Genomic DNA, 25,586 nt, shown 5'->3' on the forward strand with positions numbered 1-25,586 from the left:
AGTAAATGCAGATCGTCATTATTCAGTGCTAAATGTGGTGTGAAGTCTGACTTTTTTCAAGGCTGCATCAGCGATAAAACTATCTTCGCTGTCGAGCCAGTGTAAATCAGTCCACTTTCGGAGCCATGTAAGCTGCCGTTTGGCTAGCTGACGAGTGGCCGCAACTCCCTTGCTTACAAATGCATCATAATCATCTACACCCACCAGATAATTCCAGGCTTGGCGATAACCGACACAACGCATGGACGGTAGGTCAGGGTGTAAGTCGCCCCTAGCCATCAGAGCCCGAACTTCGTCCAGAAACCCCGCTTCCAGCATATTCAGAAAACGCTGGTGTATCCTATCGTGAAGCACTCGCCTCTCCAGAGGCGCCATGGCAAGCTGTACAACAGTATACGGAAGCGATGAAGTTTCGTCTGCCTGCCATTGAGTATAGTAGGTGTAATCCTCAATACCCTGTTGACCCTCGCTTTGATTCGACGACTGGCCAGTTTCTGCTTCCCAGAACGCCGAAATGGGCCGTCCAGTCAACCGAATAACTTCCAAAGCCCGCAACAGGCGCTGGCGATTATTTGGGTGAATCAATTTTGCCGCCACCGGATCAGCAGCCTTCAGCTGATCGTGAAGTGCGGGCCAACCAAACTGGCTGGCTTCTGCCTCAAGCGTTTTTCGAAGTTCCGGGCTAGCCGATGGCAACCCGGACATTCCATGCAAAAGGGCTTTGAAATACATCATAGTGCCACCCACGAGCAATGGAATACGCCCGGCAAGGGTAATCCGATCCATTTCAAGCAACGCATCTCTACGAAAATCAGCGGCGGAATAGGTTTCGGCGGGATCGCAAATATCAATCAGCCGGTGCGGTGCGCGCGCCAGCTCAGCGGCAGTGGGCTTTGCAGTACCTATATCCATGCCGCGATAGATCATTGCCGAGTCGACGCTGATGATCTCGCAGGGCAATTGCTCACACAGCGCCATGGCAAGATCGGTTTTTCCGGACGCCGTTGGCCCCATCAAGAAGATAGCAGGTGGCTTAACGGCTTGGGGCGTTCCTGATAGCACTTTTGTTAACCCTCCCAAAACCAGCCTAGCGCCCCCGCAAAAAGAGCTTATCCAACTCTGCCAAGGTGACCAGCGCCCAAGTCGGGCGCCCATGATTACATTGACCGCTGCGCTCTGTTGCCTCCATGTCCCTGAGAAGTGAGTTCATTTCCGGGATGGTCAGCTGGCGATTTGCCCGCACTGAACCATGGCACGCCATGGTGCCTAGCAGTTCGTGGGTAACTGCCTCAACTCGGTCACTCTGGCCATGCTCAATCAAGTCAGACAACACGTCACGAACAAGCTGCTCGGCATCGGCTCCCCGCAACAACGCAGGCACCTGTCTGATAGCTAAAGTCTCAGGCCCGATGCGTTCAATTTGCAGCCCTAAATGCTGCAATTCCTCGCTATGGGTTTCAGCTAACGCTGCTTCTTTTTGGCTAACTGCGAGAGACAATGGCACCAGCAACGGCTGACTTTTGAGATCCTGCTCTGCAAGCGCACGTTTCATTCGCTCGTAGGTGATGCGCTCATGGGCCGCGTGCATATCGACAACAATCATGCCGGCACTGCTCTGGGCTAGAACGTAAATGCCATGCAACTGAGCAATGGCATATCCCAAGGGCGGCTCTTCGTTGTTGTCCGCCCCAGCATGCCGATCCGACGGGATTGCGGCTACGCCACCAAACGATGCCGGCTCTTGTCGGGTGCTGACGCCACCCCCACCGAGGGATTGGTAAAACGCCATTTGATCACTAGCTCGCCACTCTTGTTGAGGTGCAGCCTGCCCTCTGACCCCCTCTGAAGGTGAAGGCGTTTGACCACCCAAGGAAGGCGCCGTGGGCTGCCCGCTCCATGGGTAGGTTTGTGAAGGTGCTACCCCATCAGCCTGCGGCAATCCCTGCTCTTCCGTTTCGCGGCCAAACGACTGGGCTACAGCGCCCCGGAGATGATCATCGGGACGTACATCAGCCAAAGCCTTGTGCAGCGTGCGGAAGATAAAATCGTGGACCAGCCTGCCATCACGAAAACGCACTTCGTGCTTGGTTGGATGCACGTTCACATCAACAGTTGCAGGATCAACTTCGAGATATAGAACAAACGCAGGATGGCGATTGTTATACAACACATCGCGATAGGCTTGACGAACAGCGTGGGCAACCAACCGGTCGCGGATAACGCGACCGTTCACAAAGAAATACTGAAGGTCAGCCTGACTGCGAGAAAAAGTGGGCAAAGCGACCCACCCCCACAAGCGCAAACCTGTGGCTTCCGCGTCAATTACTACCGCATTATCGATAAACTTTTGCCCACACAAGGCGCCAATGCGGCGTTCTTTATCGAGCATGGACTCTGCTGCCCGTAAATTCTGAACAACTTTCTGATTATGACGCAGGGTAAAGCCCGCATCAAAGCGACTGAGCGCTTGCCGCCGCACGCATTCTTCTACATGGTTAAACTCGGTTTTCTCGGTACGCAGAAACTTGCGCCGGGCTGGAGTATTGAAAAACAGGTCTCGCACTTCCACCGTGGTGCCCACGGGGTGTGCGGCAGGTGCTATTTGAGCATCCATATCACGCCCTTCAACCTCCACCCGAGAGGCCGCCTGCTGCTGGTCGGTGCGGGAGGTTAGCGTTAAACGGGAAACCGAGCTGATACTGGCGAGGGCCTCACCTCTGAACCCGAGCGAGGCGACAGACTCCAAATCGTCGAGGCTAGCGATTTTGCTTGTAGCATGGCGGCTAAGCGCCAGAGGCAGGTCGCTTTCCGCAATACCACTCCCATCATCGCGTACACGGATTAGCTTTACACCGCCCTGTTCCACCTCGATCTCAACGCGATCAGCGCCCGCATCGAGTGCGTTTTCAACCAGTTCTTTGACAACAGATGCAGGGCGCTCAACCACCTCGCCGGCAGCAATCTGGTTTGCCAGCCGCGGCGAGAGTAATCGGATGGAGGGCATGTTTCGGAACTACCTCTTATTCAGGATGCGGGAATACGAATGGTTTGCCCTACCATAACACGGTCATCCCTCAGGCCGTTAAATTGCATCAACTCGCTTACGGTTGTTTGGTTTTCACGCGCCACTTCTGAAAGGGTATCGCCACTTCGAACCCGATACCTGCTAATCCGCCCACCACCTTGGCGGTTCTGCTTCTGCCACGCCAGCAGGGTACCGGGCGGGGGTGTTTTCTGGAAGTAGTCATCTATACCCTGCATGATGGCGCCAGCGAGCTTGCGTCGGTACCAGTCGGTAGACAAGTTCTTCTCTTCCTGCGGGTTAGATATAAAGCCTGCCTCCACAAGAATGGAAGGAATATCCGGCGATTTGAGAACGGCGAAGGCCGCCTGTTCCACGCCGGGTTTGTGCAAATGCGCCACTCCGTTGAGCTTGCCCAAAATTGAACTGCCCACACCCAAACTGGCATTGATACTGGCGGTCATTGAGAGGTCAAGCAGCACACCAGCGAGCATGTCGTCGCGACCATCAAGAGACACTCCACCTGTACCGCCAATCAAATCCGAGCGGTTTTCGCTTTGCGCCAACCAACGAGCCGTTTCACTGGTTGCGCCACGCTGAGAGAGCGCAAATACCGAGGCGCCCTTGGGTTGCGGCGTGCGGAATGCGTCCGCATGCACAGACACAAACAGATCCGCACTGTATTTGCGGGCCAGAATGGTGCGATTTCTCAGGCCTATATAGTAATCACCGGTGCGGGTAAGCTTAGCCGTATAGCCCGGCCGCTTATCAATCATCTCTTTGAGAATGTGAGCCATTTTTAGCACTATATCTTTCTCATGGGTACCCCTTGGACCAATAGCGCCAGGGTCTTCACCACCGTGGCCTGCATCGATAACAACGATAACGTCGCGCTTGCCCGCTGAGTTGTGAGTCACCGTTGGCTTGGCCGCCTTTTCCAACCGACTGCCACTTTCGTCAATTAGGTCCAGAACCAGACGATGACCATACTGTTGGTTGGGTTCTAACTGAAAACTTCTAGGCTTGATATCGCTAGCTAAATCAAGAACCACCCTTAGATCGGTGCCATTGCGCGGTGCACTGCGAATACGGCGAACCGGGCTGCCAGACAGATCAAGCTTGTCGAGGTCGGTTTTCAGGCGTGTGTTTTTGAGGTCAATCACCAAGCGCGAAGGATTGCTCAACGCGAACATATTGTGATCCACCTTGCCTGCGGTATCCAACACCAAACGGGTATGATCCGGGGCTGGCCAGATGCGAATCCCCTCCACCTGAGTACCTGCTTGCGCCTGTAAGGATGCCGAAAGCAACCACGCGGACGCCAGAGCCACTAATATCGTCATCGTCAGCTTGTGTTTTTTCATACAGTCTGCCTGTTTGTGCGGTTTCGGCCAGTCAATGCTCTGGCCCGATCAATTCCAACTCGTTCAACAGTGACGCACCAAACTCCGATCGCGCCCTAATGACCGCCGACCGACCGTCGCCCTGATGCTCTAAATGCACTTCGAGATCCGGGTTTGGCAGCACCCCCTCACCACGTTCCGGCCACTCGATAAGACAAATACTCTGGCCACTGAAATAGTCACGAATGCCCATGTACTCCAACTCTTCCGGATCGCCCAACCGATATAAATCAAAGTGATAGGTCGGTGGGACCAAGTCTTCGTAGGGCTCAACCAACGTATAGGTCGGGCTTTTTACAGCGCCCTCATGCCCAAGGGCTCGAATAACCCCACGGCTGAGTGTGGTTTTCCCCATTCCTAGGTCGCCCTCGAGGAATATGGTCAGCCCTTCACCCGATTCTTTTGCCAAACGGGCCAGTTCACTGCCCAGCTTTTCGGTCTCTTCTTCACCTTCCAGAAACAACCTGCGCTCGTTCCCGAAAATGCTCATTCTTCCTCCTCGCGGCGGCCAATGATTGACTCCGCCTCCCGGAAAACCTGCGGCAATGCATCAATCACGTCAGTGGCGATGAGCCCCATATAGCCTTTTTCAACGGATGCCCTGCTCGCCGCTTCAAGATGCACAACAGCGCCCAGTGTGGCGGCCTGAGCGGGTGACTCATTGATTTGGGCATAGAGTGCGCCAATGACTCCCGAGAGCACGTCCCCCATGCCCCCTGTTGCCATACCCGGGTTGCTGCCCTCGGCAATATCCACAGCCGCCTCGCCAGCGGAGATAACCGTTCCTGCCCCCTTGAGCAAGACTGCGCCCCCGTATAAGGACTGCAGCTTATTCGCGGCAGCCAAACGATCCGCTTCAATTTCCGGTACAAGACAATTTAGCAATCTCGCGGCCTCGCCCGGGTGAGGCGTTAAAATTTGATTGTTGGCTGGCACAGCTACCCGGGATGAAAGCAGGTTTAAAGCATCTGCATCCAAAACACGTGGCTTGCCGCTCTCCACTACCTGTTGCAGCATCTGCTGCCCCCAGGCGCTCTGCCCCATACCGGGCCCACACACAACAACCGTTGCGGCATCCAGCAGCGAGGGCAGTTCCGAGCCGTGGGTCAACCCATGAACCATCACCGAAGGGCAGCGTGCCAATGCGGCGGTTACATGCTCAGGGCGTGTTGCCAGCGACACCAACCCCGCACCAGAGCGCGCAGCTGCTTCTGCAGCGAGCAAGCCCGCGCCACCAAAACCACGATCACCTGCGACGACCAAAACATGGCCAAAACGACCCTTATGTGCGTTTGCAGGGCGCCGGGGCAGCCATCCCTGAACTGACTTCCAACTCTGAAGCATGGCTATGGGGCTTTCGCCGCTCTCGCGATTTTCACCAATGTCGCCGGCTTTCATGGCAGTGCTCAATGATTCAAACACCGTATCGCCGCACGCCGCCGCGCCGTGCCCGGTATACAACCCAGCCTTGCGGCCAATAAACGTAACGGTCATGCTGGCCTGCACCACCTCGCCCTTGGCTGCGCCTGTCGTCGCGTTAAGCCCGGAGGGCACATCAACCGCCAACGTAGGAAGCCCCGAACGATTACAGCGTGCTATTACACTGGCAAACGGCTCTCTGGGGGAACCGGAAGCCCCTGTCCCCAACATGGCATCTACGATTAACCCGGCGTTTTCTATTAACGAATCCAGCTCGGCCTCACTGACCTCGGCCAGCTCCCGGACCTTTACTCCGTCAGCAGTTGCCTTCTGCCAAGCCTTGCGGGCATCTCCGTTCAATTTTTCTGTGGGGGCAACCGCGACACAGTGCACAGTCAACCCGTGCCGCGCCGCATTGGCCGCTATCAGGTAGCCGTCACCACCGTTATTGCCTGCACCACAAAGAACCAGCAAAGTTTCAGTGCCGGGCCAGCGCAATGCTAGCCTGCGAAATGCCGCACGGGCAGCAGACTGCATCAAATCAAATCCATCGACACCGAGCTGTTCGATAACATACTGATCGATACGGCGCACAGAATCGGCGGAAAACAGCGCGTCTGGTAAACTGCCTCCAGCATGCTGTGGCATGAGCCTTTGCTCCCGTTACAGAAACCGGTTTAAGAAAATTGGCCAGCTATTTGTAAAGCATAGCAAAACCATGGAAAAGGTCATAACTTAATCAAATTAAATATCTGTACCTCCAGCTCGGGCATGGCGGGTACACCAATGGTACTTATGAGCGCACCCAAAACAGACATGTCTTTGCCACCAGAACTGGCTGATTTGCCTACACTTATCCGGCAATGGGCCAAGGAGCTCGGGTTTTCTGATGCAGGAATAACAACGGCGGATACCGGCGAACATGCCCAGCGACTTCAAGACTGGCTTGACCAAGGCTATCAAGGAGAGATGGAGTACATGGGACACCACGGGGATAAGCGCTACACTCCTACGTCGCTGGTGCCTGGAACAACCCGAGTCATTTCTGTACGCATGGACTACATGCCCACACCAGACAGCCCTAAAGAAGCGCTTACTAACCGGGAAGGCGCCTATATCACTCGCTATGCCCTAGGTCGCGACTACCACAAACTGATCCGGAAGCGGCTGGCCACTCTGGCAAAAAGGATTGACGAGGCAGTTAGCGGATATGACCACAGGGCATTTGTGGACAGCGCCCCAGTTCTAGAGCGGGCACTGGCGCAACGCGCGGGGTTGGGCTGGATTGGCAAGAACAATATGTTGATTCATCCTAAGGCTGGGTCGTTCTTTTTCCTTGGGGAAATATTCACCAGTGCTCCCTTGCCCGTAGACCCTGCCTTTCAAGCCGACCACTGTGGCAGTTGCTCTGCTTGCCTGGATATGTGCCCCACCGATGCGTTCGTGGGTGCTCACTTACTTGATGCACGGCGCTGTATCAGCTATTTGACTATTGAGCTTAAAGGCAGCATTCCGGAAGAGTTACGCGCGCCGATGGGCAATCGGGTGTTTGGCTGTGATGACTGCCAATTGGTGTGCCCCTGGCAGAAGTTTAAAAAGCCGACTCGGGAAGATGATTTTCAGCCACGGCATGGCCTGAACAATAGTTCGCTGGCAGAGCTGTTTTTATGGACGGAGGAGCAGTTTCTGAAGCGCACAGAGGGTTCAGCTATTCGCCGCACGGGTTACGAGGGTTGGTTGCGCAATCTGGCGGTAGGGCTGGGCAACGCACCTTCAACGATCCCGGTTATTGAAGCCCTTAAGTTGCGCGTGAACCATCCTTCAGAGATGGTCCGCGAGCATGTTCAATGGGCATTGGCCCGGCACGGTTTATAGCTTTTAGGTTACAGCTTGAAGAAGTGCTCGCGGTAGTGGCGCAGTTCGTTGATTGAGTCGCGGATGTCATCTAGTGCTAGGTGGCTGCCCTGTTTTTTTACGCCTTCTAGTACATCCGGGCGCCAGCGGCGTGCGAGCTCTTTTACGGTGGATACGTCTAGGTTACGGTAATGGAAGAAGTCTTCCAGTTCGGGCATGTATTTTACGAGGAACCGGCGATCCTGGCCTATGCTGTTGCCGCACAGGGGGGACTGGCCTTTTTCCATGTATTCTTTGAGGAAGGCGATGGTTTGCTGCTCGGCTTCGGCTTCTGAGATTTTGCTTTCGCGGACGCGTTTGGTTAAGCCGCTTTCGCCGTGGGTGCGGGTGCACCATTCGTCCATGGCTTCGAGCAGGCTGTCGGGTTGGTGAATGGCGAGAACCGGGCCTTCGGCTATGAGGTTTAGTTCGGAGTCGGTGATGATGGTGGCCATTTCTATGATGCGTTCTTTTTCTGGATCAAGGCCGGTCATTTCCAGATCGATCCATACTAGGGGTTTCCCTGCTGACATTCTGCTTTCCTCACTAATCAAACATCGGTGGCGAGTGGAGTGGCCCCTTGCTTTCCGGGAACCGCTACGAGCTCTTCCCTGAGCGCTTGTCGTCGGCCATCCATGGCCGTCGGCATTCCCAGAAAGCAAGGGGCCACTCCACTTCAAACTTTGGTGATATATCCCATATGGTTCGGGCAGTTTTATCTGGATAAGACACTGCACTGCCCGGAGGTTCGGTGATATGTTTCTATTAATCGGCTCGGTTAAAGCCGCACAAAATTTATTCCCGTATGATGGCACAGCAACGTCACAACTTTCATCCGTGTTAACTGAGACCTTATGGCAAAACGGCAACTGAACAAGCAACAGCAATTCCGGATCAAGAAGATTCAGGAGGAACGTGCGGCCCGTGCAGCTCGTAAAGAAAAGTCAGTTCAGGCGCAGGCCGATGCCGGAGAACTTGGTCCTGAGCAGGAAGGGCTGATTATTGCCCACTACGGTCAGCAACTGGATGTAGAGGCGCTGGAAGGTGACCGTAAGGGTGATGTTGTGCGGTGCTTTGTTCGGGCGAATATCGACAGTCTAGTGACGGGTGATCGGGTTGTCTGGCGGCCGGGTAAGAATGAAACCGGTGTGATCGTCGCTCGGTGTGAACGCGATAATTTGCTGCAAAGGCCAGACAACTTTGGCGCTGTAAAGCCGGTGGCCGCGAATATTGACCACATTATTTTGGTGATCGCGCCGGAGCCCGAGCCCCATGATAATTTGATTGACCGGTATTTGGTGGCTTCTGAGATCACGGATATTCCAGCTGTCATTTTGTTGAACAAGACGGATCTGATTACGGATCAAAATAGACCACACATTGATGCCCTACTCGCGCGTTATGCAGCATTAGGTTATGAGATTGTGCGTACGTCTGCGGTGCAGTTCGATGGAAAACCATCGCCGGAAGTTGAGACCTTGGTGAAGGATAAAACCAGTGCTTTTGTGGGTCAGTCTGGGGTTGGTAAGTCGTCGATTATTCAAACGTTGATGCCGGATGAGGCGATTCGTGTGGGTGCGGTTTCCGAGAGTACTGGCAAGGGTGTTCACACCACTACCACGGCGAAGCTTTTTCACTTGCCGATGGGCGGTGATTTGATTGATTCGCCGGGTATTCGGGAGTTTGGTCTCTGGCACATGAGGCCACAGGAGATTGAGTACGGGTTTCGTGAGATTCGTGAGGTGATCGGTTACTGCAAGTTTCGCAACTGCAGGCACATGGGCGACCCGGGTTGTGCCATTGATGCAGCAGCAGAGGCGGGCACGCTAAGCCCTGAGCGGCGACGTAGCTTCCATCGTATACTTCAAGACATGGCGGAGCAGCAGTCGCGGGGGTTAAAAGTCGACTGATAGGTTATTGCTGGGCTGTCTACCAGTTTAGTTCGCCCGGCGCCGGTTCTTCTTTTTCTCTCAGCCAGTCGCCACTTTCCAGATTATCCATGGCTTTTTTCTGATCTTCTTCTGACGGGGCCGTAAGGTCGATGAGGGGCGCGCCTTTGGCGCTGGCACTGTTGTGAATGCTGCTGATGGTTTTCTTGTTGAGCACGATAATGGAAATTCGGCGGTTTACGGGTGCCGTTGGTTCATCCTGGTCGAATAAAACAGAATCACTGAGCCCGACTACTCGGGCGATTTGTTGGGAGCGCACACCACCGGCAACCAACGCGCGGCGGGCTGTGTTGGCGCGGTCTGCCGAGAGTTCCCAGTTGGTATAGCCAGGGCGGCCGCCGAAAGGAGTGGCGTCTGTATGGCCGGTGAGGCTGAGCTTGTTATCAACAGACCCCAGCGTTTTCGCCAGTTCGAAAAGAATCTCCTGCGAGTAATATTTCAACTCGGCCCGACCGCTATCAAACATCGGTCGGTTTGAGCGATCAACGATCTGAATCCTCAGTCCCTCATCGGTAATATCAATCAGCAGTTGATCTTTGAACTCTTGCAGCGTCTGGTTTTCTTCAATCCGTTGCTTTAGCTCTTGAAACAGCTCTTCCATCCGGCGTTGCTCGAGGGTTTCCGACAACGTATCAACCACCTCATCCGCAATCACTACAGGGTTTGGATCAATATCCGTGCTGGCTTCGCTGACGACAGACGCGCTGCCTTCAAGATCGACCGGGTTTGGTGAGCCGCCGTCAGTGAAGCCCACAGGATCTTTAAAATAGCCTTCTACGGCTTTCTTTTGTTCCGGGGATGCGGTTGCGGTTAACCAGAGCACCAAAAAAAACGCCATCATCGCCGTTGCAAAGTCAGCAAACGCAACCTTCCAGGAGCCACCGTGATGGCCCGCCGCAATGACTTTTTTGCGTTTTATGATTATCGGCTGCTGTTCCACAAGACTACTCCGGATTCAGGCTAGGCTATTTTGAGCGTACGTGGTCGTTCAATTCCTGAAAGTCAGGGCGTTTTTCTGTGGGTAGAGCTTTACGACCGAATTCGATGGCCATTTGAGGTGCCTGCCCGGACACGGTGGCAACAATAGCGGATTTAACGCATTCGTAGGCTTTTAGCTCGTACTTTGCGGCATGCTCCATGGCAATGGAGGTTGGCCCGACAAAGCCATAGCCCATCCAGATGCCAAGGAAGGTGCCCACCAGCGCAGCCGCCACACTCAAACCAATGCGCTCTGGCCCCTCGCTTAGGAAATTCATAGTGATAACAATGCCCAACACTGCCGCCACAATGCCAAGCCCTGGCAGGGCATCTGCAATTTTGTTGACAGCATGGGCCGGCTCTTCAAGTTCATGTTGGCGGCTATCAATTTCGTTCTCCATCATGCCCTCCAGCTCATGGGTGGCCATGTTGCCAGCGCTGATGATCCTCAGATAATCCGTAATGAACGCCAGCAACTCCTTTGACTTCATAATTGCTGGATAGCGACTGAAAATTTGGCTGGACTCCGGATTATCAATGTCTTCTTCTATGGACATAACCCCTTGCTTACGGGATTTATCGAAAATCTCATACAGCATACTGAGCAAATCCATGTAATAGGATTTGTTGAACGGGGAGCCTGTAAGCAGGCGCAAAATACCGGAAAACACCTCTTTTACGGTATGCAGCGGGTTGGCAATGATAAAAGAGCCCAGGGCCGCGCCGAAGATAATGAGCAGTTCTGTCGGCTGCCACAACACCATTAGGTTGCCGCCATGGAGGACGTACCCACCCAGAACACTGGCAATAACAATTACTGAACCAATAATAAGTAGCATGAGAAGAATGTAAGCCTTTTATCTTGAGGTGTCGCCCAGCGCCGGTAACAATGACGCCTTTTCTGGCTTGATAATAGCAAGCCCCCGCCGTATCCGCGAAGCCATACAACAATTTCTATACATACGGTCGCCTGCGCAACACTCTTGCGAGACTATTTGTTAAACTTCGAGCCTTTGAGCACATAGGATCGCATTCAAATGTTCGACAAGCTGTTTATTCTGAGCCAGTACGTTACTCCGCAACTTGCGGTTTCCCGCGCCGCTGGTCGCCTTGCAGACAATGACCGCAATCCTGCGCTCAAAAATCGGGTCATCAAGTGGTTTGTAAATCGTTACGGCGTGAATATGAGCGAGGCGGCGGAAGCTGACCCTACGGCCTATCCCAGTTTTAACGCTTTTTTTACGCGCGCACTCAAGCCGGGGGTTCGCCCGATTGCCGAAGGGGACGATATTTTTGTTAGCCCTGTGGATGGAGCTATCAGCCAGATCGGTCAGGTAGCTGGTGGTCGTATTTTTCAAGCTAAGGGGCAGTCTTTCAGCCTGTTAGAGTTACTGGGTGGCGACACCCAGCGAGCGGCTACTTTTTCGGACGGCGAGTTTTCTACGATTTATCTTGCGCCAAAGGATTATCACCGTATCCATATGCCTATGGCTGGCACGCTGCGGGAGATGATTTATGTTCCCGGCAAGTTGTTTTCAGTGAATCCGGTCACAGCGGCAAATGTGCCTAATCTGTTTGCTCGCAATGAACGGGTTATTTGTATTTTTGATACGGCTGCCGGGCCTATGGCGTTAGTGCTTGTGGGTGCAATGATTGTAGGTAGTGTTGAAACGCCGTGGGCGGGGGTTGTGGCGCCAAATAGCAGTGGTGTGAATGCGATCAGCTATGAGGGTGAGAGTGCTATTTCGTTTGCCAAAGGTGAGGAGATGGGGCGTTTTCGGTTGGGCTCTACGGTGGTGATGGTGATGCCCAAGGGTCGTGTTCGCTGGGATGCCAATCAGGTAGCCGAGAAGGTTGTTCGCATGGGTGAGGCATTTGGGAAGCTTTCTGCCGAATAATCTTTTCAGTCTGGTGTCGGCACTTGCCGACACCTCGTCATCCCCTCTTACCCTCTAGCCTTCTGATTCTTGAGTCCGGCATTGCCGGGAACCTCTCCCCAAAACACGCTGTGAATACTTCCCTGTACGCTCCGCTCCGCCATCCATGGCTCCGCAGGGTTTTGGGGAGAGGTTCCCGGCAATGCCTCGTAGCTTTTGAGTAGACTTCACGCTCGCTCTAACGAGAAGGCCAGTACATCTGAAATATCCCGTGTGTCGATTTTGAGCATCAACAAGCGATCCAACCCTAGGGCAACCCCCGCGCAGCCTGGCAATCCGTGCTCCATGGCCGCAAGAAAGGCTTCATCTATATCCATTTCGGGTTTTCCATCGGCTTTTCGCAGGCGGTTGTCGGCTTCGAAGCGGGTGCGCTGTTCATCAACGTTGGTAAGCTCCCAGTAGCCGTTACATAGTTCTATGCCATCAACATAAAGCTCGAAGCGGTGGGCTACGTCGAAGCCGTCTACGTTGGAGATTTTTGCCAAAGAGGCTTGGGAGGCTGGGTATTGGTTTATGAATACCGGGGTTTCGGTGCCGAGGTTGGGTTCGACGGCGAAGCTCATTAGCAAATCGAGGCAGCCGTCGCGGCTGAGGTTTTGTAATTGTTCGGGTTCAAGCCATTCTCGGCAACGTTGGTGCAGGTCACTCTGTGTTATCACAAAGGGGTCGATGCCAGCCCAGTCGATCATCGCCTGCCGGTAGCTGATTGCCTTTGGTCTGGGGCATTCGAGCCAACCGCATACTAGGTCGGCAACTTCTGTCATTAAGGTCTCGTCGTCAAACCCGGTGCGATACCATTCCAACATGGAGAATTCGGGGTTGTGGCGGCTGCCGCGTTCGCCGTTTCGGAAGACCTTTGAGATCTGGTAGATGGAGCCCGAACCTGCAGCCAGCAGGCGCTTCATGTGGTATTCAGGCGAGGTTTGCAACCAACCCCCTTTGATACCCTGAGCATCTAGTTGCGCATGTATACCATCGAGATTTGGCTCTGTTACGCCGCAGCGCCCCAGCATTGGGGTTTCTACTTCCAACACGTCCCTTTGCGCAAAAAAGCCGCGCACAAAGGCTGACTGTTCTGCGCGGCTTTTCAGGGCTGACCGGGAGGCAGTGGGCTGCCAGTCAGGCTGATTTTTCATGTTGGGGTCAGTTTTTTACCCGGTTCATGTATTCGCCAGAGCGTGTGTCGACTTTGAGCACTTCGCCGATGGTAATAAACAAGGGTACGCTTACAACGGCACCGGTAGATAAGGTTGCAGGCTTGGAGCCGCCCTGTGCAGTATCTCCTTTCATGCCCGGGTCGGTTTCAACTACTTCCAATTCGACAAAATTTGGTGGCGTAATGGTCAGAGGTGCACCGTTGTATAGAGTGACGGTGTAAACATCCTGCTCTTTGAGCCATTTGATGGTGTCGCCAACGGCTTTTGCGTCTGCGGCATATTGCTCGAAGGAGCCGTCGGTGAGCATGAAGTGCCAGAACTCTCCGTCTGTGTAGAGATATTCCATATCCTGCTCAATAACGTCTGCCGCTTCGAGACTTTCGCCGGACTTGAAGGTACGCTCCCATACGCGGTTGCTCATCAAGTTGCGCAGCCGAACTCGGTTGAAGGCTTGGCCCTTGCCAGGCTTTACAATCTCATTCTCGAGAATAATACAGGGGTCGCCGTCCAGTAGTACTTTAAGACCGCCACGAAATTCGTTGGTAGAATATGAAGCCATGAAATGTCCACCTGCCAAAATGCTGTTTAAAATTCAAAGGCCGCTATGATACAGCGAACCCCTGCCTCTATAGAAGCCCGGCTTTCGGGCGATGATAACCGGAGCTGGCAACAACTGCTTTCCGATTCGATAACTTCACCGCAAGAATTGCTGGCGCGACTGGATTTGCCTGCTGAAAAATGGCTGGCAGGAGCTGAGGCGGGGCACCGATTGTTTCAAATCAGGGTTCCCGAGCCGTTTCTTGCGCGAATGGAGAAAGGCAACCCCGCAGATCCATTGCTGCGGCAAGTGCTGCCCCTTCACGCAGAAGTGAACACGGCAGAGGGATTTGTTGTCGATCCGCTTCAGGAAGACGACGCCATTCAAACCACTGGTTTGATCCGGAAGTATCGCAGTCGCGCTCTTCTCATGGTAACGGGTCAATGTGCCATCAACTGTCGCTACTGTTTTCGTCGGCACTTTCCTTACGACGAACAGCGCCTGAGCCCAGTCGACCGGCAACGTGTGCTGGACACTCTCTTGGCAAGCCCCGAAATTAACGAAGTCATATTCAGTGGCGGTGACCCTCTAGCGGTCAACGATCAGCTGCTGTCCCAGTGGACTTCAGCCATCAGCAGCATTCCACATATCCGACGCATTCGCCTGCACACTCGCCTGCCTGTGGTCATTCCGCAACGTGTAAGTGATTCACTGCTAAAGTGGATCAGTAGCGCACGGGTGCAGGTTGTCATGGTACTCCACATCAACCACTCAGCAGAAATCGACAAAACAACGCGTCGCGCCTTGAGCTACCTGCGTGCGGCGGGCGTCACTTTATTGAATCAGAGCGTGATTCTCAGAGGTGTCAACGATGATGCGGAGGTACTTGAAAGCCTGAGTGAAGCTCTGTTTGAGGCAGGTGTTCTGCCCTATTACCTCCACGCATTCGATCCGGTGGCTGGCGCCCATCATTTCGATGTCTCAGATGAAGAAGCCAGACTGTTGGTTCAAGATCTGCTTTCCAGACTGCCGGGGTTTTTGGTTCCAAAGCTGGTTCGCGAAGTTCCAGGAAAGCCTTCGAAAACACCAATAGACATTTTTTCGCCCCTCCCCTAACGATTGCTTAAAAAAGTTGGCCTCAGTTCACATGTCAAACATTGTCAACATGTGAATTTCTCGCTTTCTTGCACTAGTTTGCTACTTTAAAGTCAAGTAACGTCTATTTTGTAAAAATATGTATTTGCGGCATTTTCCCGATAAACCGGCGTACCCAAGCATCTATTGCCGTGCTGGCCAAGGGAATCCGTATACACAACATTGTCCTGACGGTGGCGCATTTTCATGGAAGGCACGATCCTTAAACCTGATCTCCGTGTTCCCGAGCAAAAAACGGCAAGCTTGTCGTTTTGCGATACAACACCCAAAGCCTTTAAGGCCTGGACGCGACAGCTTCCCATGGCCAATATCGGCGAAGTATCGCGTCAGCTCTATCACGCAATCATCGAGCTCAACCATCTGTTTCTTGCGCCTCAACACCGCCTGCAGTTTCTTGAACTGATTCGTGAAAAAATTCACTTCGTTTGTAACGAGCTCTCACGTCATTATTTGGGGCTCGCGGTTGCCTTACCAGAGAAGCAACGCAAAATAGCCAATCTCTCTCAAGCACTGCAACTGCACCTTTCCAGCGGCTATAAACTGTGCATTTTAGAGGCGCTGGAAGACGGAGGTTTAGACAAGAACCGAAAGCTGATCGCCATTGCCACTCACCGCGCTATATCTGAGCTTGCATCGACAATTTTACGTTCGCACCAGCTTTATTGCCCCAGTCCAGCCCTCAGCTGGCTCGAGTGCCACCGCATGTTCCGGTTTGCCCATCGAAACAAGCTTTCCGGCTCGGCAGTAGAAGACGCATCTCTAAAACAAAGACAGTCCTCCACCATCGCAGACAGCTATAAACGCCTTTTGCTGCTTGGGTGCGCCAGACCCAACCAGCTTAGGCAAACGGACCTGTTACAAGCATACGAACTGTTTGAGTCCTGGACAGAACATTCACGCTGCGGTCCCGATATCGGCGACGATAGCCTTTTTGTTGTCAATATGGAGCGGGACAACTCTCCGGTTTATAGAAGTTTGCTGGACCATAAGCCAGGCGATGAGAGCTTCGGTTTCGACACCAGAGAGCTGGCCAATATGATATCTGAGCATCTTGAAGCACGGCTTCGTAAGCAACCCGTGCCGGAGACACTGAGAGTAGGCAGCAATGTTAACGAAACACTGCTTACTCACTTGAGTCAGGCCTTAGGTATTTTGGCCACAAGAAACTTCAACCGGATTGCCAGCCACGGCACCCTTGAGGTGTGTGTGGGTCTCACAGCAGTGCATTATTTCATTGCCGGAGAAAAGTCGTTTACGGAATTTGTAACCGGTAATGATAACGGCCCTGAAGGTGAGGAAAACCTTTTCATTCGCTCATCACGAAAACGCGAAGATGCCTGGGGAGGCGCTCCAGACGCTGCACCGACCGATGAACATTTGCACGCTGCCGACACGCCAATCAACTTCCGCGGCAGCTTCGGAAACACACCCACACCCGCGAACGATAAAAACCGGCCCAAGTCACACTCCACCCTGCTGGTAAACACCAGCCCCGGCGGCTATTGCGTTTCCTGGGAGGCAAGTGTTCCACCCTCCATGCAAACAGGCGAGATTTTGGGGGTGCGAGAGCAACGCTCACATCCGTGGAGCCTTGCCGTCGTGCGCTGGATTCGACAAGTGAAAAATCACGGAACCCAAATTGGTATAGAACTGTTGGCCCCCAGCGCCTCGCCCTGCGGCGTACGCCTTCTCCAAAAGGTTGGGCAAAGTAGCGAATACCTGCGTGGGCTTCTACTTCCGGAGATCAGTGTGGTTAATCAGGCCGCAACCCTGATTACCCCCCGCCTTCCATTCCAGCCTGGTAGCCGAATCTCTATGCTGCATGATGGCCGGGAGGAACAAGGCCAACTAGCTACGAAAGTATCGTCTACCGGTAGCATCAGCCAATTTGAGCTCAAGCTTCAGAAAAATGTTACTGCCGCAGCGCCAGCAAGCACATCAGCGCCTGCTAGCGCCAGTGAAGATGATTTTGATTCATTGTGGCCTTCTCTGTAATTGTCTCCGGTTGATATATGTATATCCGCCGGAGGCTTGTTATTAAGCCTCAACCCCTGCATCATTCAGCGATAGTGACAGTCCGGTCTAGCAGTACGAGTCCACAGTTTCTAACAAGATACTGAATCTATGGCAGAGCATTTCTCTGCCGTGGCCGGCCCAGCCAACCTGTATGACGAGACGCCTTAGGAATGCAGAAACAGAACGCGACCGTACACCTCCTGATTCTCGACCCTTCGCAAAACGACGCCGAATCTCTGATTAGCTTATTAAGAAACTCTGGGAAAGCCACAAGAGCCCACCGGATTACTTCCGAAGAAGACATGGAAGAAGCTCTTAAAAACGGCAACTGGGATTTGCTACTTGCCCGGGATGTAGAGCAAGAGTTCACGGCAGATGAAGCCTTGGCCACGATTAAGCGCTTGGACAAAGACATCCCCTGCCTATTTTTAACGGCAGAGGAAAGCCGCGAGAGAACCGTAGCTGTCATAAAGGCTGGTGCACAAGGAACTGTGCAGTTCGAACACAGCGACCTTCTGATACTCAAAGTCAAACGTGAACTGACCGCGCTTGAAGACCGCAGGCGCAAGCGCGCGCTGGAATCACACCTACGCGAAGCAGAACAGAGGTGCCAGCTACTTCTGGAAAGCTCAAAGGACGCCATCGCCTATATCAATGACGGCATGCACATTTATGCCAACCAGTCCTATATGGAGTTTCTGGGCTACGACGATATCGATGATTTGATCTGCATTCCCGTTCTGGACACTCTCACATCGGAAAGCCAGAGCGAGTACAAAGCCTTCATGAAATCTTTCGCAGAAAAAGGCGAAGACGGCATGACCATTAATTGCACGGCAAAGCGTAGTGATGAGCACGAATTAGCGGTAACTATGTCTGTGTCTGCGGCAACCTATGATGGCGAAACATGCACCCAAATTGTTCTCCAACCGGAGCACAGCGACGCAGAGCTTGAAGAAAAACTAAGGGAGATCAGCAGTCAGGATCTGCTCACGGGCCTTTACAACCGCCAACACTTGATGAAAGAGCTTGATCAAGCGATTGCCAAAGCTGGCAAGGATAATAAAACCGGCGCGCTGGCATATATCGCTCTTGACAGTTTCATGGCCATGAAAGGTCAAGTGGGAATTTCCGGTGCAGACCTGTTGCTGGGAGATTTGGCCAGCCTTCTGAAAAACGAGGCGGGAGATGACTTAATGCTCGCACGCCTCAGCGATGATGCTTTTGGTGTACTTTGCCTTCCCTGTGATGAAAAATCCATGAGCAGCCGTTGCGAACAAATTCGCAAAGCTGTTGATGGGCATCTATTCGATATTAATGGTCGCACTGTTCCGCTAACCGTTAGTATCGGCATTGCATCCATCACCGAAAACTCACCAAAGGCAGAAGAGCTGCTAGCTCGGGCGCACGTTGCATCTTCGGAAGTACGTAAACAGGAAGGCCAGTCTCAGGGTAATGGAATCCGCATTTACAACCCGGCAGATTACGAAACTCTGGATGAAAGTAACTCTATTGAGGCGATACAGAAGGCACTGGATGATAACCGCTTCAAGCTTCTATTCCAGCCCATCATAAACCTTCGCGGTGAAGGCGAAGAACACTACGAAGCCTCCGTAAGAATGCTCGATAAGGATGATAAAGAAGTCTCACCTTACGACTTCCTTCCACCTATGGGGCCGAGCGATACCGCCATGAAAATTGATCGCTGGGTTATCCTGCAAACGATAAAACAGCTAGCTAGCCACCGCTCCAGAGGCAACGATACCCACATGTTCCTCAACGTGACAGCAGAGACTCTGCAAGACAAAACCTTTACGCCGTGGCTCAGCGTGGCACTGAAAGCAGCTCGCCTACCTGGTGACTCGCTTATTTTCCAAATTCGCGAAGGCGACGCGACCAACTACATGAAGCAGGCAAAGGAGCTTACCAAAGCCCTGCACCAGCTTCACTGCAAGGTATCTATTGCCCAGTTCGGTTGCGCACTGAATCCGTTCAACACTCTCAAACACATTGATGCGGATTATGTGAAAATCGATGGCTCCTTTACGGAGGAGATCCAGAAGAGTGACGAAGCCAAGGAACAGGTAAAGGAAATGGTCACCAGCCTGCAAAGCGCGGGCAAACTCACCATTATTCCGCTGGTAGAGAATGCCGGTATACTTGCCACGCTCTGGCAGGCCGGTGTGAATTACATACAGGGCTATTACCTGCAGGCACCGGCGCCAGAGATGAACTACGACTTTGGCGATAACTGAGACTAAAAAGCGCCGGTTCAGAAACCGGCGCTTTTTAGTCCCTGATTGGTTTCACTTTCACGAAAGCCAATTAGGTAAAGGATAGCATCCAAGCCAAGCGTCGAAATTGCATGACGGGCAGATTCCTTAACCAACGGTTTTGCCCGGAACGCAACACCAAGACCGGCCTGGCTCAGCATCGGCAGATCATTTGCCCCATCACCCACTGCAATAACCTGCTCTCGGGAAATGTGCTCTTTTTTGGCAATTTCCAGCAAAAGCTCCGCTTTGCGCTTACCGTCGACAATCTGGCCGGAAACCTCACCGGTTACTTTGCCATCCCGAATTTCCAACTCATTTGCATAGACGTAATCAATGCCCAGTTTGCTCTGAAGATGCCGGGCGAAATAGGTAAAGCCTCCTGAAAGGATCGCCGTTCGGTAGCCGAGCGCTTTCAAGCTTCGGATCAAGTGCTCCGCACCTTCTGTCATCTTCAGCCGACTAGCAACCCGCTCTAGCACTGATTCATCCAAGCCTTTTAGTAACGCAAGGCGTTCTGCAAAGCTCTGGCTAAAGTCCAGCTCACCCTGCATAGCGCGCTCGGTTATTTCTGCAACCTGCTCACCGACACCCGCTTCCAGAGCTAGCTCATCAATCACTTCCGCTTCAATGAGAGTGGAGTCCATATCAAACACCACTAAGCGCCGGTTTCGGCGGAAGATGGAGTCTTCTTGAAAGGCGATATCCACATTCATTTCGCCTGCAATATGCAGAAAATCGGCTCGTAGCTGCTCCAGATCCGAGGGTGTGCCACGTACAGAGAACTCAACACAAGCAATGCCGTTACCGGCAGTATTGAGTGACGGCCGCGCCGATAGCCGGGAGATATTGTCAATATTCAAGCCATGGCGTGCGGTTATCGCAGAGACACGGGCAATTTGTTCCGCCTTGATGTCGCGAGACAGCAGAGTAACGATGTAGCAAGCACGGTTCCGACCTTCTGCCCAGGTTTGGTACTCCTCCACGGTAATCGGAGCGAACCGAACCTGAAGATCCAGCGCGTGTAGGCGGAACAGAAGATCACGGATCACTGGCGAAGATTTCGATTCATCCGGAATCTCAATGAGGATGCCCCAGGTTAGATGATCGTGAATAACCGCCTGCCCTATATCCAGAATCCGAACATCGTACTGCCCCATAATACCGGTAATTTCCGACGTGAGGCCGGGTTTATCGCGTCCGGACACGTTTATCAGAACTAGTTCACTCACTGTCGGGATTCTCCACCTTGGCACTCTCCTCCTTCGCACGTTCGGCAGAGGGGATTACATCGATCGCATCAACGCGCTGCAAACCACGGGGCAGTTTATGCCCTCGCCTGCCCCGCTCTCCCAGATAATGCTCAAGGTCTGCAAATTGCAGCCCCATCTTACGCTTACCTGCACGCACCTCTAACTGGTCATCTTCAGCGAACACAGCAATAGCGACAACATATTCCTCACGGTTCTGCACCCGCGCAGAGGGAATGCTAATGATTTTATTACCCTTGCCTTTGCTCAGTTCCGGCAGTTCACTAAGCGGGAAAACAAGCATTCGGCCTTCGTTCGAGATAGCTCCCAGATACAGAGCTTTCTCCGTAACCGGAATAAGCAGCGGCGGCATAATCTTCGCCCCCTTAGGCACACTCACTATGGCCTTGCCGTTCCGGTTTTTACTGATCATGTCGTCCAGCGATGTCACAAACCCATAACCACCATCAGTCACCAGAAGCGTCTTGCGGGCCGGATCACCCATTAGGAGACCTGAGAAACTGGCCCCGGAAGGCGGGTTTATCCTGCCGGTAAGCGGCTCGCCCTGCCCTCGGGCAGACGGGAGGCTATGGGCCATCAGCGAGTAGGCCCGACCGGTCGAATCCAGAAAGATCGTTTGCTGATTATTGCGACCCCGTGCTGCCAAGGCGAAGCTGTCTCCAGCTTTATAACTCAACCCGTCCGGATCTATATCGTGGCCCTTGGCGGCCCTTACCCAGCCTTTGTCCGACAATACAACGGTAACCGGGTCGTTGGAAACCAGATCGTTTTCGCTAAACGCTTTGGCTTCTTCTCGCTCGACAATAGGAGAACGACGGTCATCACCATATTCTTGCGCATCCGCCTGTAACTCGCTTTTGATCAGCTCGCGCAAACGCTTTTCGGAACCGAGAATAGACTGAAGTTCATCCCGTTCTGCGGCCAGTTCGTCTTGCTCGCCACGGATTTTCATTTCCTCAAGCTTGGCCAGATGCCGCAACTTCAGCTCAAGAATGGATTCAGCTTGATCCGCAGATAATCCGAATCGCTCCATAAAGACCGCCTTGGGCTTGTCTTCAGTGCGAATAATGTGAATAACTTCATCGATATTCAGGTAAGCAATCAACAAGCCTTCCAGAATATGCAAGCGCGCCAGCACCTTGTCGAGACGGTGCTGTAGGCGGCGGGTTACGGTGGTGCGGCGAAATGCCAGCCACTCCGTGAGCATCTGGTGCAGCCCTTTCACGCCCGGGCGGCCATCGTTACCAATAACGTTGATGTTTACCCGATAGGTTTTCTCAAGATCTGTGCTGGCAAACAAGTGCGCCATGAGCCCGTCGAGATCCACGCGATTGGAGCGCGGCACAATCACCAACCGGGTTGGGTTCTCATGATCAGATTCATCACGAAGATCCGCCACCATGGGCAGCTTTTTGGTTTGCATCTGATGCGCAATCTGCTCCAACACCCGGTTCCCGGAAACCTGATGAGGCAAATCTGTAACAACAATCTCACCAGTCTCCCGTACCCAGCGGGCACGCATCCGTAAAGAGCCACGGCCCGTTTCATACATCTGGCGCAGATCTTTTTGGGGCGTGATGATTTCCGCGTAAGTCGGGAAATCCGGCCCTTTTACGTGCTCCAACAGCTGATCGACGGTTGCATTGGGCTCGTCCAACAATCGAATACAAGCTGCGGTCACTTCCCGTGCGTTGTGGGGCGGAATATCTGTTGCCATGCCCACGGCGATGCCGGTGGTGCCGTTTAACAGCACATGTGGCAGCCGCGCGGGCAGCACCGAGGGCTCATCCATAGTGCCATCAAAGTTGGGCACCCAGTCTACGGTTCCGTGCCCGAGCTCTGTCAGCAACAGATCAGAAAATTTTGCCAACCGTGACTCGGTGTAACGCATGGCAGCAAAAGATTTGGGATCATCCGGCGCACCCCAGTTGCCTTGACCGTCCACTAATGGATAACGATAGGAAAATGGCTGGGCCATGAGCACCATGGCCTCATAACAGGCGCTATCCCCGTGCGGATGGAACTTACCAAGGACATCGCCCACGGTGCGGGCAGATTTTTTGTACTTGGACGTGGACTTGAGGCCCAACTCTGACATGGCGTAAATAATTCGCCGCTGAACCGGCTTCAGCCCGTCTCCAACATTAGGGAGTGCACGATCAAGAATGACGTACATGGAGTAATCGAGATAGGCTTTTTCCGTGTAGTCTCTGAGTGATACCCGCTCAAAGCCCTCATCCGTCGTCTGAAACTCTGGCATGGATGCCTCTTTTTGCCTGTATTGCCTGATTTTAAAGAAGTCGGTGATGCTACCCTGCACACTCCACATAATCACGGAGAAATGGTGCGCCAAGGCAGAAGGACATTATATGGAGCACAAGGCTGATACACCAACAACCTGCGGATATATTGGCAGAAACACGCTACCCACACCCAACGCTGTCGATTCCAATAGCGGAATTCCCGCATGGAGAGACTGTAAGGAGCGCCGTATGCTCGTTGGTCAGTGATGAATAGAAGACCGTTTTCCTTTCTAACAAGCGGAACACTATGAAACCCAATATCAAAGCCTGCGGGCAAGCTATGGTTACGGCCATAGTGAATGCGGCACTAGCCGTGGCGTTGATGCTTCTTGTAGAATTTGCAATCAGTGGAAGTTTTCAGGTTCCTACGCCCTATCTCTGGGCTGGTTTACTGATAGGACTGGTTATTTTCGGTGCTCAGTTCTGGCGCCAGCGACACCTATACCGCTCCAGCGAAGCGGATGAGGAAACATCAACAACATCCCGCCAAGGCCTTCACTCAGATGCCTAGTGCACTGCTGATGTAACCACATTTCAATAATTTCCTACCACCCGGCTCAGGGCTGCTATGCTATGAAAAGTATCAGCAGACACTAGGGCCCATTATGACAATAAGTAAGCGCCTCGGGCTACGCTCGAAAATAGCACTCCCTTTTGCGATCACGTCTATTGCCCTTATTTTTATAGGGCTGTTCAGTGTTAACACTACCCGTCACTTGGTTTCAGGCACCGAAGATATTGCTGAGACTTATTTAACTTCCGTAAGCCAGATCCTGAATGGAGACCGAGACCTTTATCAGGCCTTGGTTGCCCAGATGGCCTATGTTGACGCCAGTATCAACAACGAAGACGGTTCAGAATTCATTTCAACGTTTGAAGAAAATGCAGATCAGGCACGAGCGCGCTTTGAGAAAACCGTAAAACAACTCGGTGGCACCGGCGTGGCCTCAGTCACTCAGGGGTTCGACACCGCCTTTGAAAATTGGCAGCGATCAGCTCGCAAAGTCATAAGTCTGGCGGAACAAGGTCAACCCAAAGAGGCTAGAAAACTCGCTTCAACTGAAGCAGCAAACCGCTTTGAAGCCCTACGGAACTATTTTGACAAGGTCGGCACCCATGCAGATGATAAGGCTCGGGAGCGAGCTTTAGGTGTTTCAAGCGAGGGTCAAAGTAGCTCCGTTGCAATCCTAGTAATCACCTCGCTCGCCATCATCGGTAGCGTCACGATCTTCATCCTATTCCTCAGGATGATCATTCAATCCATATCAGCTCTTCGTGAGCAATTGGACAACATTGCCCAAGGAGACGGTGACCTTACTCAACGTATTCCAGTTGAGGTTAATGACGATCTGGGCGCTCTCGCCAAAAGCTTCAATCAGGTTCTCAACAACCTTCAATCTATGATCGCCTCAATTCAGCAGCTGACTATAGAGCTGAGCCAAGGGTCTGATAGCCTGCGTCAGGCTTCAACTGACAATAACGAAGGTGTAAATCGACAAACCAGCGCTATCTCAATGGTTGCAACCGCTATCAATGAAATGCAGAGCGCGATAGAGGAAGTTGCCGGCAACGCGTCTCAGGCGGCAGACGTTACTAAGGACGCCGAAAACAAAGGCAATAACAGCGCAGACATTATCCGAAAATCGTCGGAGCAAGTTCGTCGCCTTTCAAGTCAAATCACAAAAGCGGTTGAGGTTATTCGCAAACTCTCTAATGACTCCGATAATATTGCATCGGTATTGGATGTCATCAGGGGCATTGCAGAACAGACGAATTTGCTGGCATTGAATGCAGCCATCGAAGCTGCCAGAGCAGGCGATCAAGGCCGTGGATTTGCGGTGGTTGCGGATGAGGTGCGTACTCTGGCAAAACGTACGCAGCAGTCCACGGAAGATATTCAAGCCATGATTGAAGCTCTGCAAACCGGTGTTGCCGATATTGTTGCCGTAATGGAGACTGGAAGTCAGGAAGCGTCGGAAACCGTGAAGCTATCAACGGAAGCCGAGCAGGAGTTAAATGCAATACTCGAAGCAATGACGACGATAACCGACATGAACACCAGTGTTGCCTCCGCAACCGAAGAGCAAACTCAAGTAGTAGACGAGATCAACCGGAGCATCACTGAAATTAACGATTTGGCAACCGAAAGCGCAACCCGATCCAAGGACATAAACGGCATCAGCCAATCACTTGACGAGTATGCGCGCGAATTAGAGAAGCAAACAGGTAGATTCCGGGTGTAAATCCGGAATCTACCATGTCAGGAGGCAGA

General features: G+C 52.9%; 20 protein-coding genes. 8 read left to right on the forward strand and 12 right to left on the reverse strand.

Annotated features, from left to right (window positions below):
- Positions 1 to 18 precede the first annotated feature (18 nt).
- The 5 genes from miaA to KO508_RS12835 form a co-directional block, all read right to left on the reverse strand.
- On the reverse strand, positions 19 to 1,014 hold the full coding sequence (miaA, locus tag KO508_RS12815) for a tRNA (adenosine(37)-N6)-dimethylallyltransferase MiaA (RefSeq protein WP_216008864.1): 996 nt from the start codon (positions 1,012 to 1,014) through the stop codon (positions 19 to 21).
- 73 nt (positions 1,015 to 1,087) lie between these two features.
- Positions 1,088 to 3,004 (reverse strand): DNA mismatch repair endonuclease MutL, encoded by a 1,917-nt coding sequence (mutL, locus tag KO508_RS12820; RefSeq protein ID WP_216008692.1) that lies wholly within the window; start codon positions 3,002 to 3,004, stop codon positions 1,088 to 1,090.
- A gap of 20 nt (positions 3,005 to 3,024) precedes the next feature.
- The gene (locus KO508_RS12825; RefSeq protein ID WP_252738131.1) at positions 3,025 to 4,365 is read right to left on the reverse strand and encodes an N-acetylmuramoyl-L-alanine amidase; all 1,341 of its coding nucleotides are present in this window, start codon (positions 4,363 to 4,365) and stop codon (positions 3,025 to 3,027) included.
- Positions 4,366 to 4,417: 52 nt separating this feature from the next.
- Entirely contained in the window at positions 4,418 to 4,915 is a 498-nt protein-coding gene (gene tsaE / locus KO508_RS12830) for a tRNA (adenosine(37)-N6)-threonylcarbamoyltransferase complex ATPase subunit type 1 TsaE (protein ID WP_216008694.1), read from the reverse strand.
- Positions 4,912 to 6,492: an NAD(P)H-hydrate dehydratase gene (locus tag KO508_RS12835; RefSeq protein ID WP_216008695.1), complete on the reverse strand. Its 1,581-nt coding sequence runs from the start codon at positions 6,490 to 6,492 to the stop codon at positions 4,912 to 4,914. The genes tsaE and KO508_RS12835 overlap by 4 nt, the downstream gene beginning before the upstream one ends.
- Positions 6,493 to 6,639: 147 nt before the next feature.
- Between KO508_RS12835 and queG the strand changes: the two genes are divergently transcribed.
- A complete protein-coding gene (queG, locus tag KO508_RS12840) occupies positions 6,640 to 7,719 on the forward strand; it encodes a tRNA epoxyqueuosine(34) reductase QueG (RefSeq protein ID WP_216008865.1) in 1,080 nt (359 codons plus the stop codon).
- Positions 7,720 to 7,727: 8 nt separating this feature from the next.
- Here queG and orn read toward each other — a convergent pair whose 3' ends face one another.
- Positions 7,728 to 8,270: an oligoribonuclease gene (gene orn, locus KO508_RS12845; RefSeq protein ID WP_200365174.1), complete on the reverse strand. Its 543-nt coding sequence runs from the start codon at positions 8,268 to 8,270 to the stop codon at positions 7,728 to 7,730.
- A 321-nt stretch (positions 8,271 to 8,591) separates the two neighbouring features.
- Between orn and rsgA the strand changes: the two genes are divergently transcribed.
- Complete coding sequence (gene rsgA, locus KO508_RS12850; protein WP_216008696.1) at positions 8,592 to 9,647, forward strand: small ribosomal subunit biogenesis GTPase RsgA; 1,056 nt, start codon at positions 8,592 to 8,594, stop codon at positions 9,645 to 9,647.
- Positions 9,648 to 9,666: 19 nt separating this feature from the next.
- On the opposite strand, the gene motB is transcribed toward rsgA, so the two are convergent.
- Entirely contained in the window at positions 9,667 to 10,626 is a 960-nt protein-coding gene (gene motB / locus KO508_RS12855) for a flagellar motor protein MotB (RefSeq protein WP_216008697.1), read from the reverse strand.
- A 25-nt stretch (positions 10,627 to 10,651) separates the two neighbouring features.
- The gene (gene motA, locus KO508_RS12860; protein WP_216008698.1) at positions 10,652 to 11,503 is read right to left on the reverse strand and encodes a flagellar motor stator protein MotA; all 852 of its coding nucleotides are present in this window, start codon (positions 11,501 to 11,503) and stop codon (positions 10,652 to 10,654) included.
- Positions 11,504 to 11,701: 198 nt separating this feature from the next.
- Here motA and asd point away from each other — a divergent pair, with 198 nt between their 5' ends.
- A complete protein-coding gene (gene asd / locus KO508_RS12865; protein WP_216008699.1) occupies positions 11,702 to 12,562 on the forward strand; it encodes an archaetidylserine decarboxylase in 861 nt (286 codons plus the stop codon).
- 206 nt (positions 12,563 to 12,768) lie between these two features.
- Here asd and epmA read toward each other — a convergent pair whose 3' ends face one another.
- Positions 12,769 to 13,737 carry an EF-P lysine aminoacylase EpmA gene (gene epmA, locus KO508_RS12870; RefSeq protein WP_216008700.1) on the reverse strand — a complete coding sequence of 323 codons (969 nt, stop codon included), beginning with the start codon at positions 13,735 to 13,737 and terminating at the stop codon, positions 12,769 to 12,771.
- A 7-nt stretch (positions 13,738 to 13,744) separates the two neighbouring features.
- On the reverse strand, positions 13,745 to 14,317 hold the full coding sequence (gene efp, locus KO508_RS12875; protein WP_200365186.1) for an elongation factor P: 573 nt from the start codon (positions 14,315 to 14,317) through the stop codon (positions 13,745 to 13,747).
- 45 nt (positions 14,318 to 14,362) lie between these two features.
- Here efp and epmB point away from each other — a divergent pair, with 45 nt between their 5' ends.
- The 3 genes from epmB to KO508_RS12890 all read left to right on the forward strand — a co-directional run bounded on the left by epmB (position 14,363) and on the right by KO508_RS12890 (position 19,722).
- The gene (gene epmB, locus KO508_RS12880; protein ID WP_216008701.1) at positions 14,363 to 15,412 is read left to right on the forward strand and encodes an EF-P beta-lysylation protein EpmB; all 1,050 of its coding nucleotides are present in this window, start codon (positions 14,363 to 14,365) and stop codon (positions 15,410 to 15,412) included.
- A 225-nt stretch (positions 15,413 to 15,637) separates the two neighbouring features.
- Positions 15,638 to 17,446, forward strand: a complete 1,809-nt coding sequence (locus KO508_RS12885) for a GTPase (RefSeq protein WP_216008702.1) — start codon at positions 15,638 to 15,640, stop codon at positions 17,444 to 17,446.
- A gap of 191 nt (positions 17,447 to 17,637) precedes the next feature.
- Positions 17,638 to 19,722, forward strand: coding sequence for an EAL domain-containing response regulator (locus KO508_RS12890; RefSeq protein ID WP_216008703.1), 2,085 nt, complete (start codon positions 17,638 to 17,640; stop codon positions 19,720 to 19,722).
- Between the two features lie 17 nt (positions 19,723 to 19,739).
- On the opposite strand, the gene serB is transcribed toward KO508_RS12890, so the two are convergent.
- Both serB and parC read right to left on the reverse strand, forming a co-directional pair.
- A complete protein-coding gene (gene serB, locus KO508_RS12895) occupies positions 19,740 to 20,972 on the reverse strand; it encodes a phosphoserine phosphatase SerB (RefSeq protein ID WP_354668029.1) in 1,233 nt (410 codons plus the stop codon).
- Entirely contained in the window at positions 20,965 to 23,271 is a 2,307-nt protein-coding gene (gene parC, locus KO508_RS12900; protein WP_216008704.1) for a DNA topoisomerase IV subunit A, read from the reverse strand. Before parC ends, serB begins: the two co-directional genes overlap by 8 nt.
- 290 nt (positions 23,272 to 23,561) lie before the next feature.
- Between parC and KO508_RS12905 the strand changes: the two genes are divergently transcribed.
- Complete coding sequence (locus KO508_RS12905) at positions 23,562 to 23,825, forward strand: hypothetical protein (RefSeq protein WP_216008705.1); 264 nt, start codon at positions 23,562 to 23,564, stop codon at positions 23,823 to 23,825.
- 94 nt (positions 23,826 to 23,919) lie between these two features.
- The gene (locus KO508_RS12910) at positions 23,920 to 25,557 is read left to right on the forward strand and encodes a methyl-accepting chemotaxis protein (protein WP_216008706.1); all 1,638 of its coding nucleotides are present in this window, start codon (positions 23,920 to 23,922) and stop codon (positions 25,555 to 25,557) included.
- Positions 25,558 to 25,586 lie beyond the last annotated feature (29 nt).

The organism is Marinobacter salexigens (assembly GCF_018860765.1).
Lineage (GTDB): Bacteria > Pseudomonadota > Gammaproteobacteria > Pseudomonadales > Oleiphilaceae > Marinobacter > Marinobacter salexigens_A.

Coding starts and splice junctions, on each gene's coding strand:
- miaA (WP_216008864.1), bottom strand. CDS start 1,014: ATGGGGCCAACGGCGTCCGGAAAAACCGATCTTGCCATGGCGCTGTGT.
- mutL (WP_216008692.1), bottom strand. CDS start 3,004: ATGCCCTCCATCCGATTACTCTCGCCGCGGCTGGCAAACCAGATTGCT.
- KO508_RS12825 (WP_252738131.1), bottom strand. CDS start 4,365: ATGACGATATTAGTGGCTCTGGCGTCCGCGTGGTTGCTTTCGGCATCC.
- tsaE (WP_216008694.1), bottom strand. CDS start 4,915: ATGAGCATTTTCGGGAACGAGCGCAGGTTGTTTCTGGAAGGTGAAGAA.
- KO508_RS12835 (WP_216008695.1), bottom strand. CDS start 6,492: ATGCCACAGCATGCTGGAGGCAGTTTACCAGACGCGCTGTTTTCCGCC.
- queG (WP_216008865.1), top strand. CDS start 6,640: ATGAGCGCACCCAAAACAGACATGTCTTTGCCACCAGAACTGGCTGAT.
- orn (WP_200365174.1), bottom strand. CDS start 8,270: ATGTCAGCAGGGAAACCCCTAGTATGGATCGATCTGGAAATGACCGGC.
- rsgA (WP_216008696.1), top strand. CDS start 8,592: ATGGCAAAACGGCAACTGAACAAGCAACAGCAATTCCGGATCAAGAAG.
- motA (WP_216008698.1), bottom strand. CDS start 11,503: ATGCTACTTATTATTGGTTCAGTAATTGTTATTGCCAGTGTTCTGGGT.
- asd (WP_216008699.1), top strand. CDS start 11,702: ATGTTCGACAAGCTGTTTATTCTGAGCCAGTACGTTACTCCGCAACTT.
- epmA (WP_216008700.1), bottom strand. CDS start 13,737: ATGAAAAATCAGCCTGACTGGCAGCCCACTGCCTCCCGGTCAGCCCTG.
- efp (WP_200365186.1), bottom strand. CDS start 14,317: ATGGCTTCATATTCTACCAACGAATTTCGTGGCGGTCTTAAAGTACTA.
- epmB (WP_216008701.1), top strand. CDS start 14,363: ATGATACAGCGAACCCCTGCCTCTATAGAAGCCCGGCTTTCGGGCGAT.
- KO508_RS12885 (WP_216008702.1), top strand. CDS start 15,638: ATGGAAGGCACGATCCTTAAACCTGATCTCCGTGTTCCCGAGCAAAAA.
- KO508_RS12890 (WP_216008703.1), top strand. CDS start 17,638: ATGCAGAAACAGAACGCGACCGTACACCTCCTGATTCTCGACCCTTCG.
- parC (WP_216008704.1), bottom strand. CDS start 23,271: ATGCCAGAGTTTCAGACGACGGATGAGGGCTTTGAGCGGGTATCACTC.
- KO508_RS12905 (WP_216008705.1), top strand. CDS start 23,562: ATGAAACCCAATATCAAAGCCTGCGGGCAAGCTATGGTTACGGCCATA.
- KO508_RS12910 (WP_216008706.1), top strand. CDS start 23,920: ATGACAATAAGTAAGCGCCTCGGGCTACGCTCGAAAATAGCACTCCCT.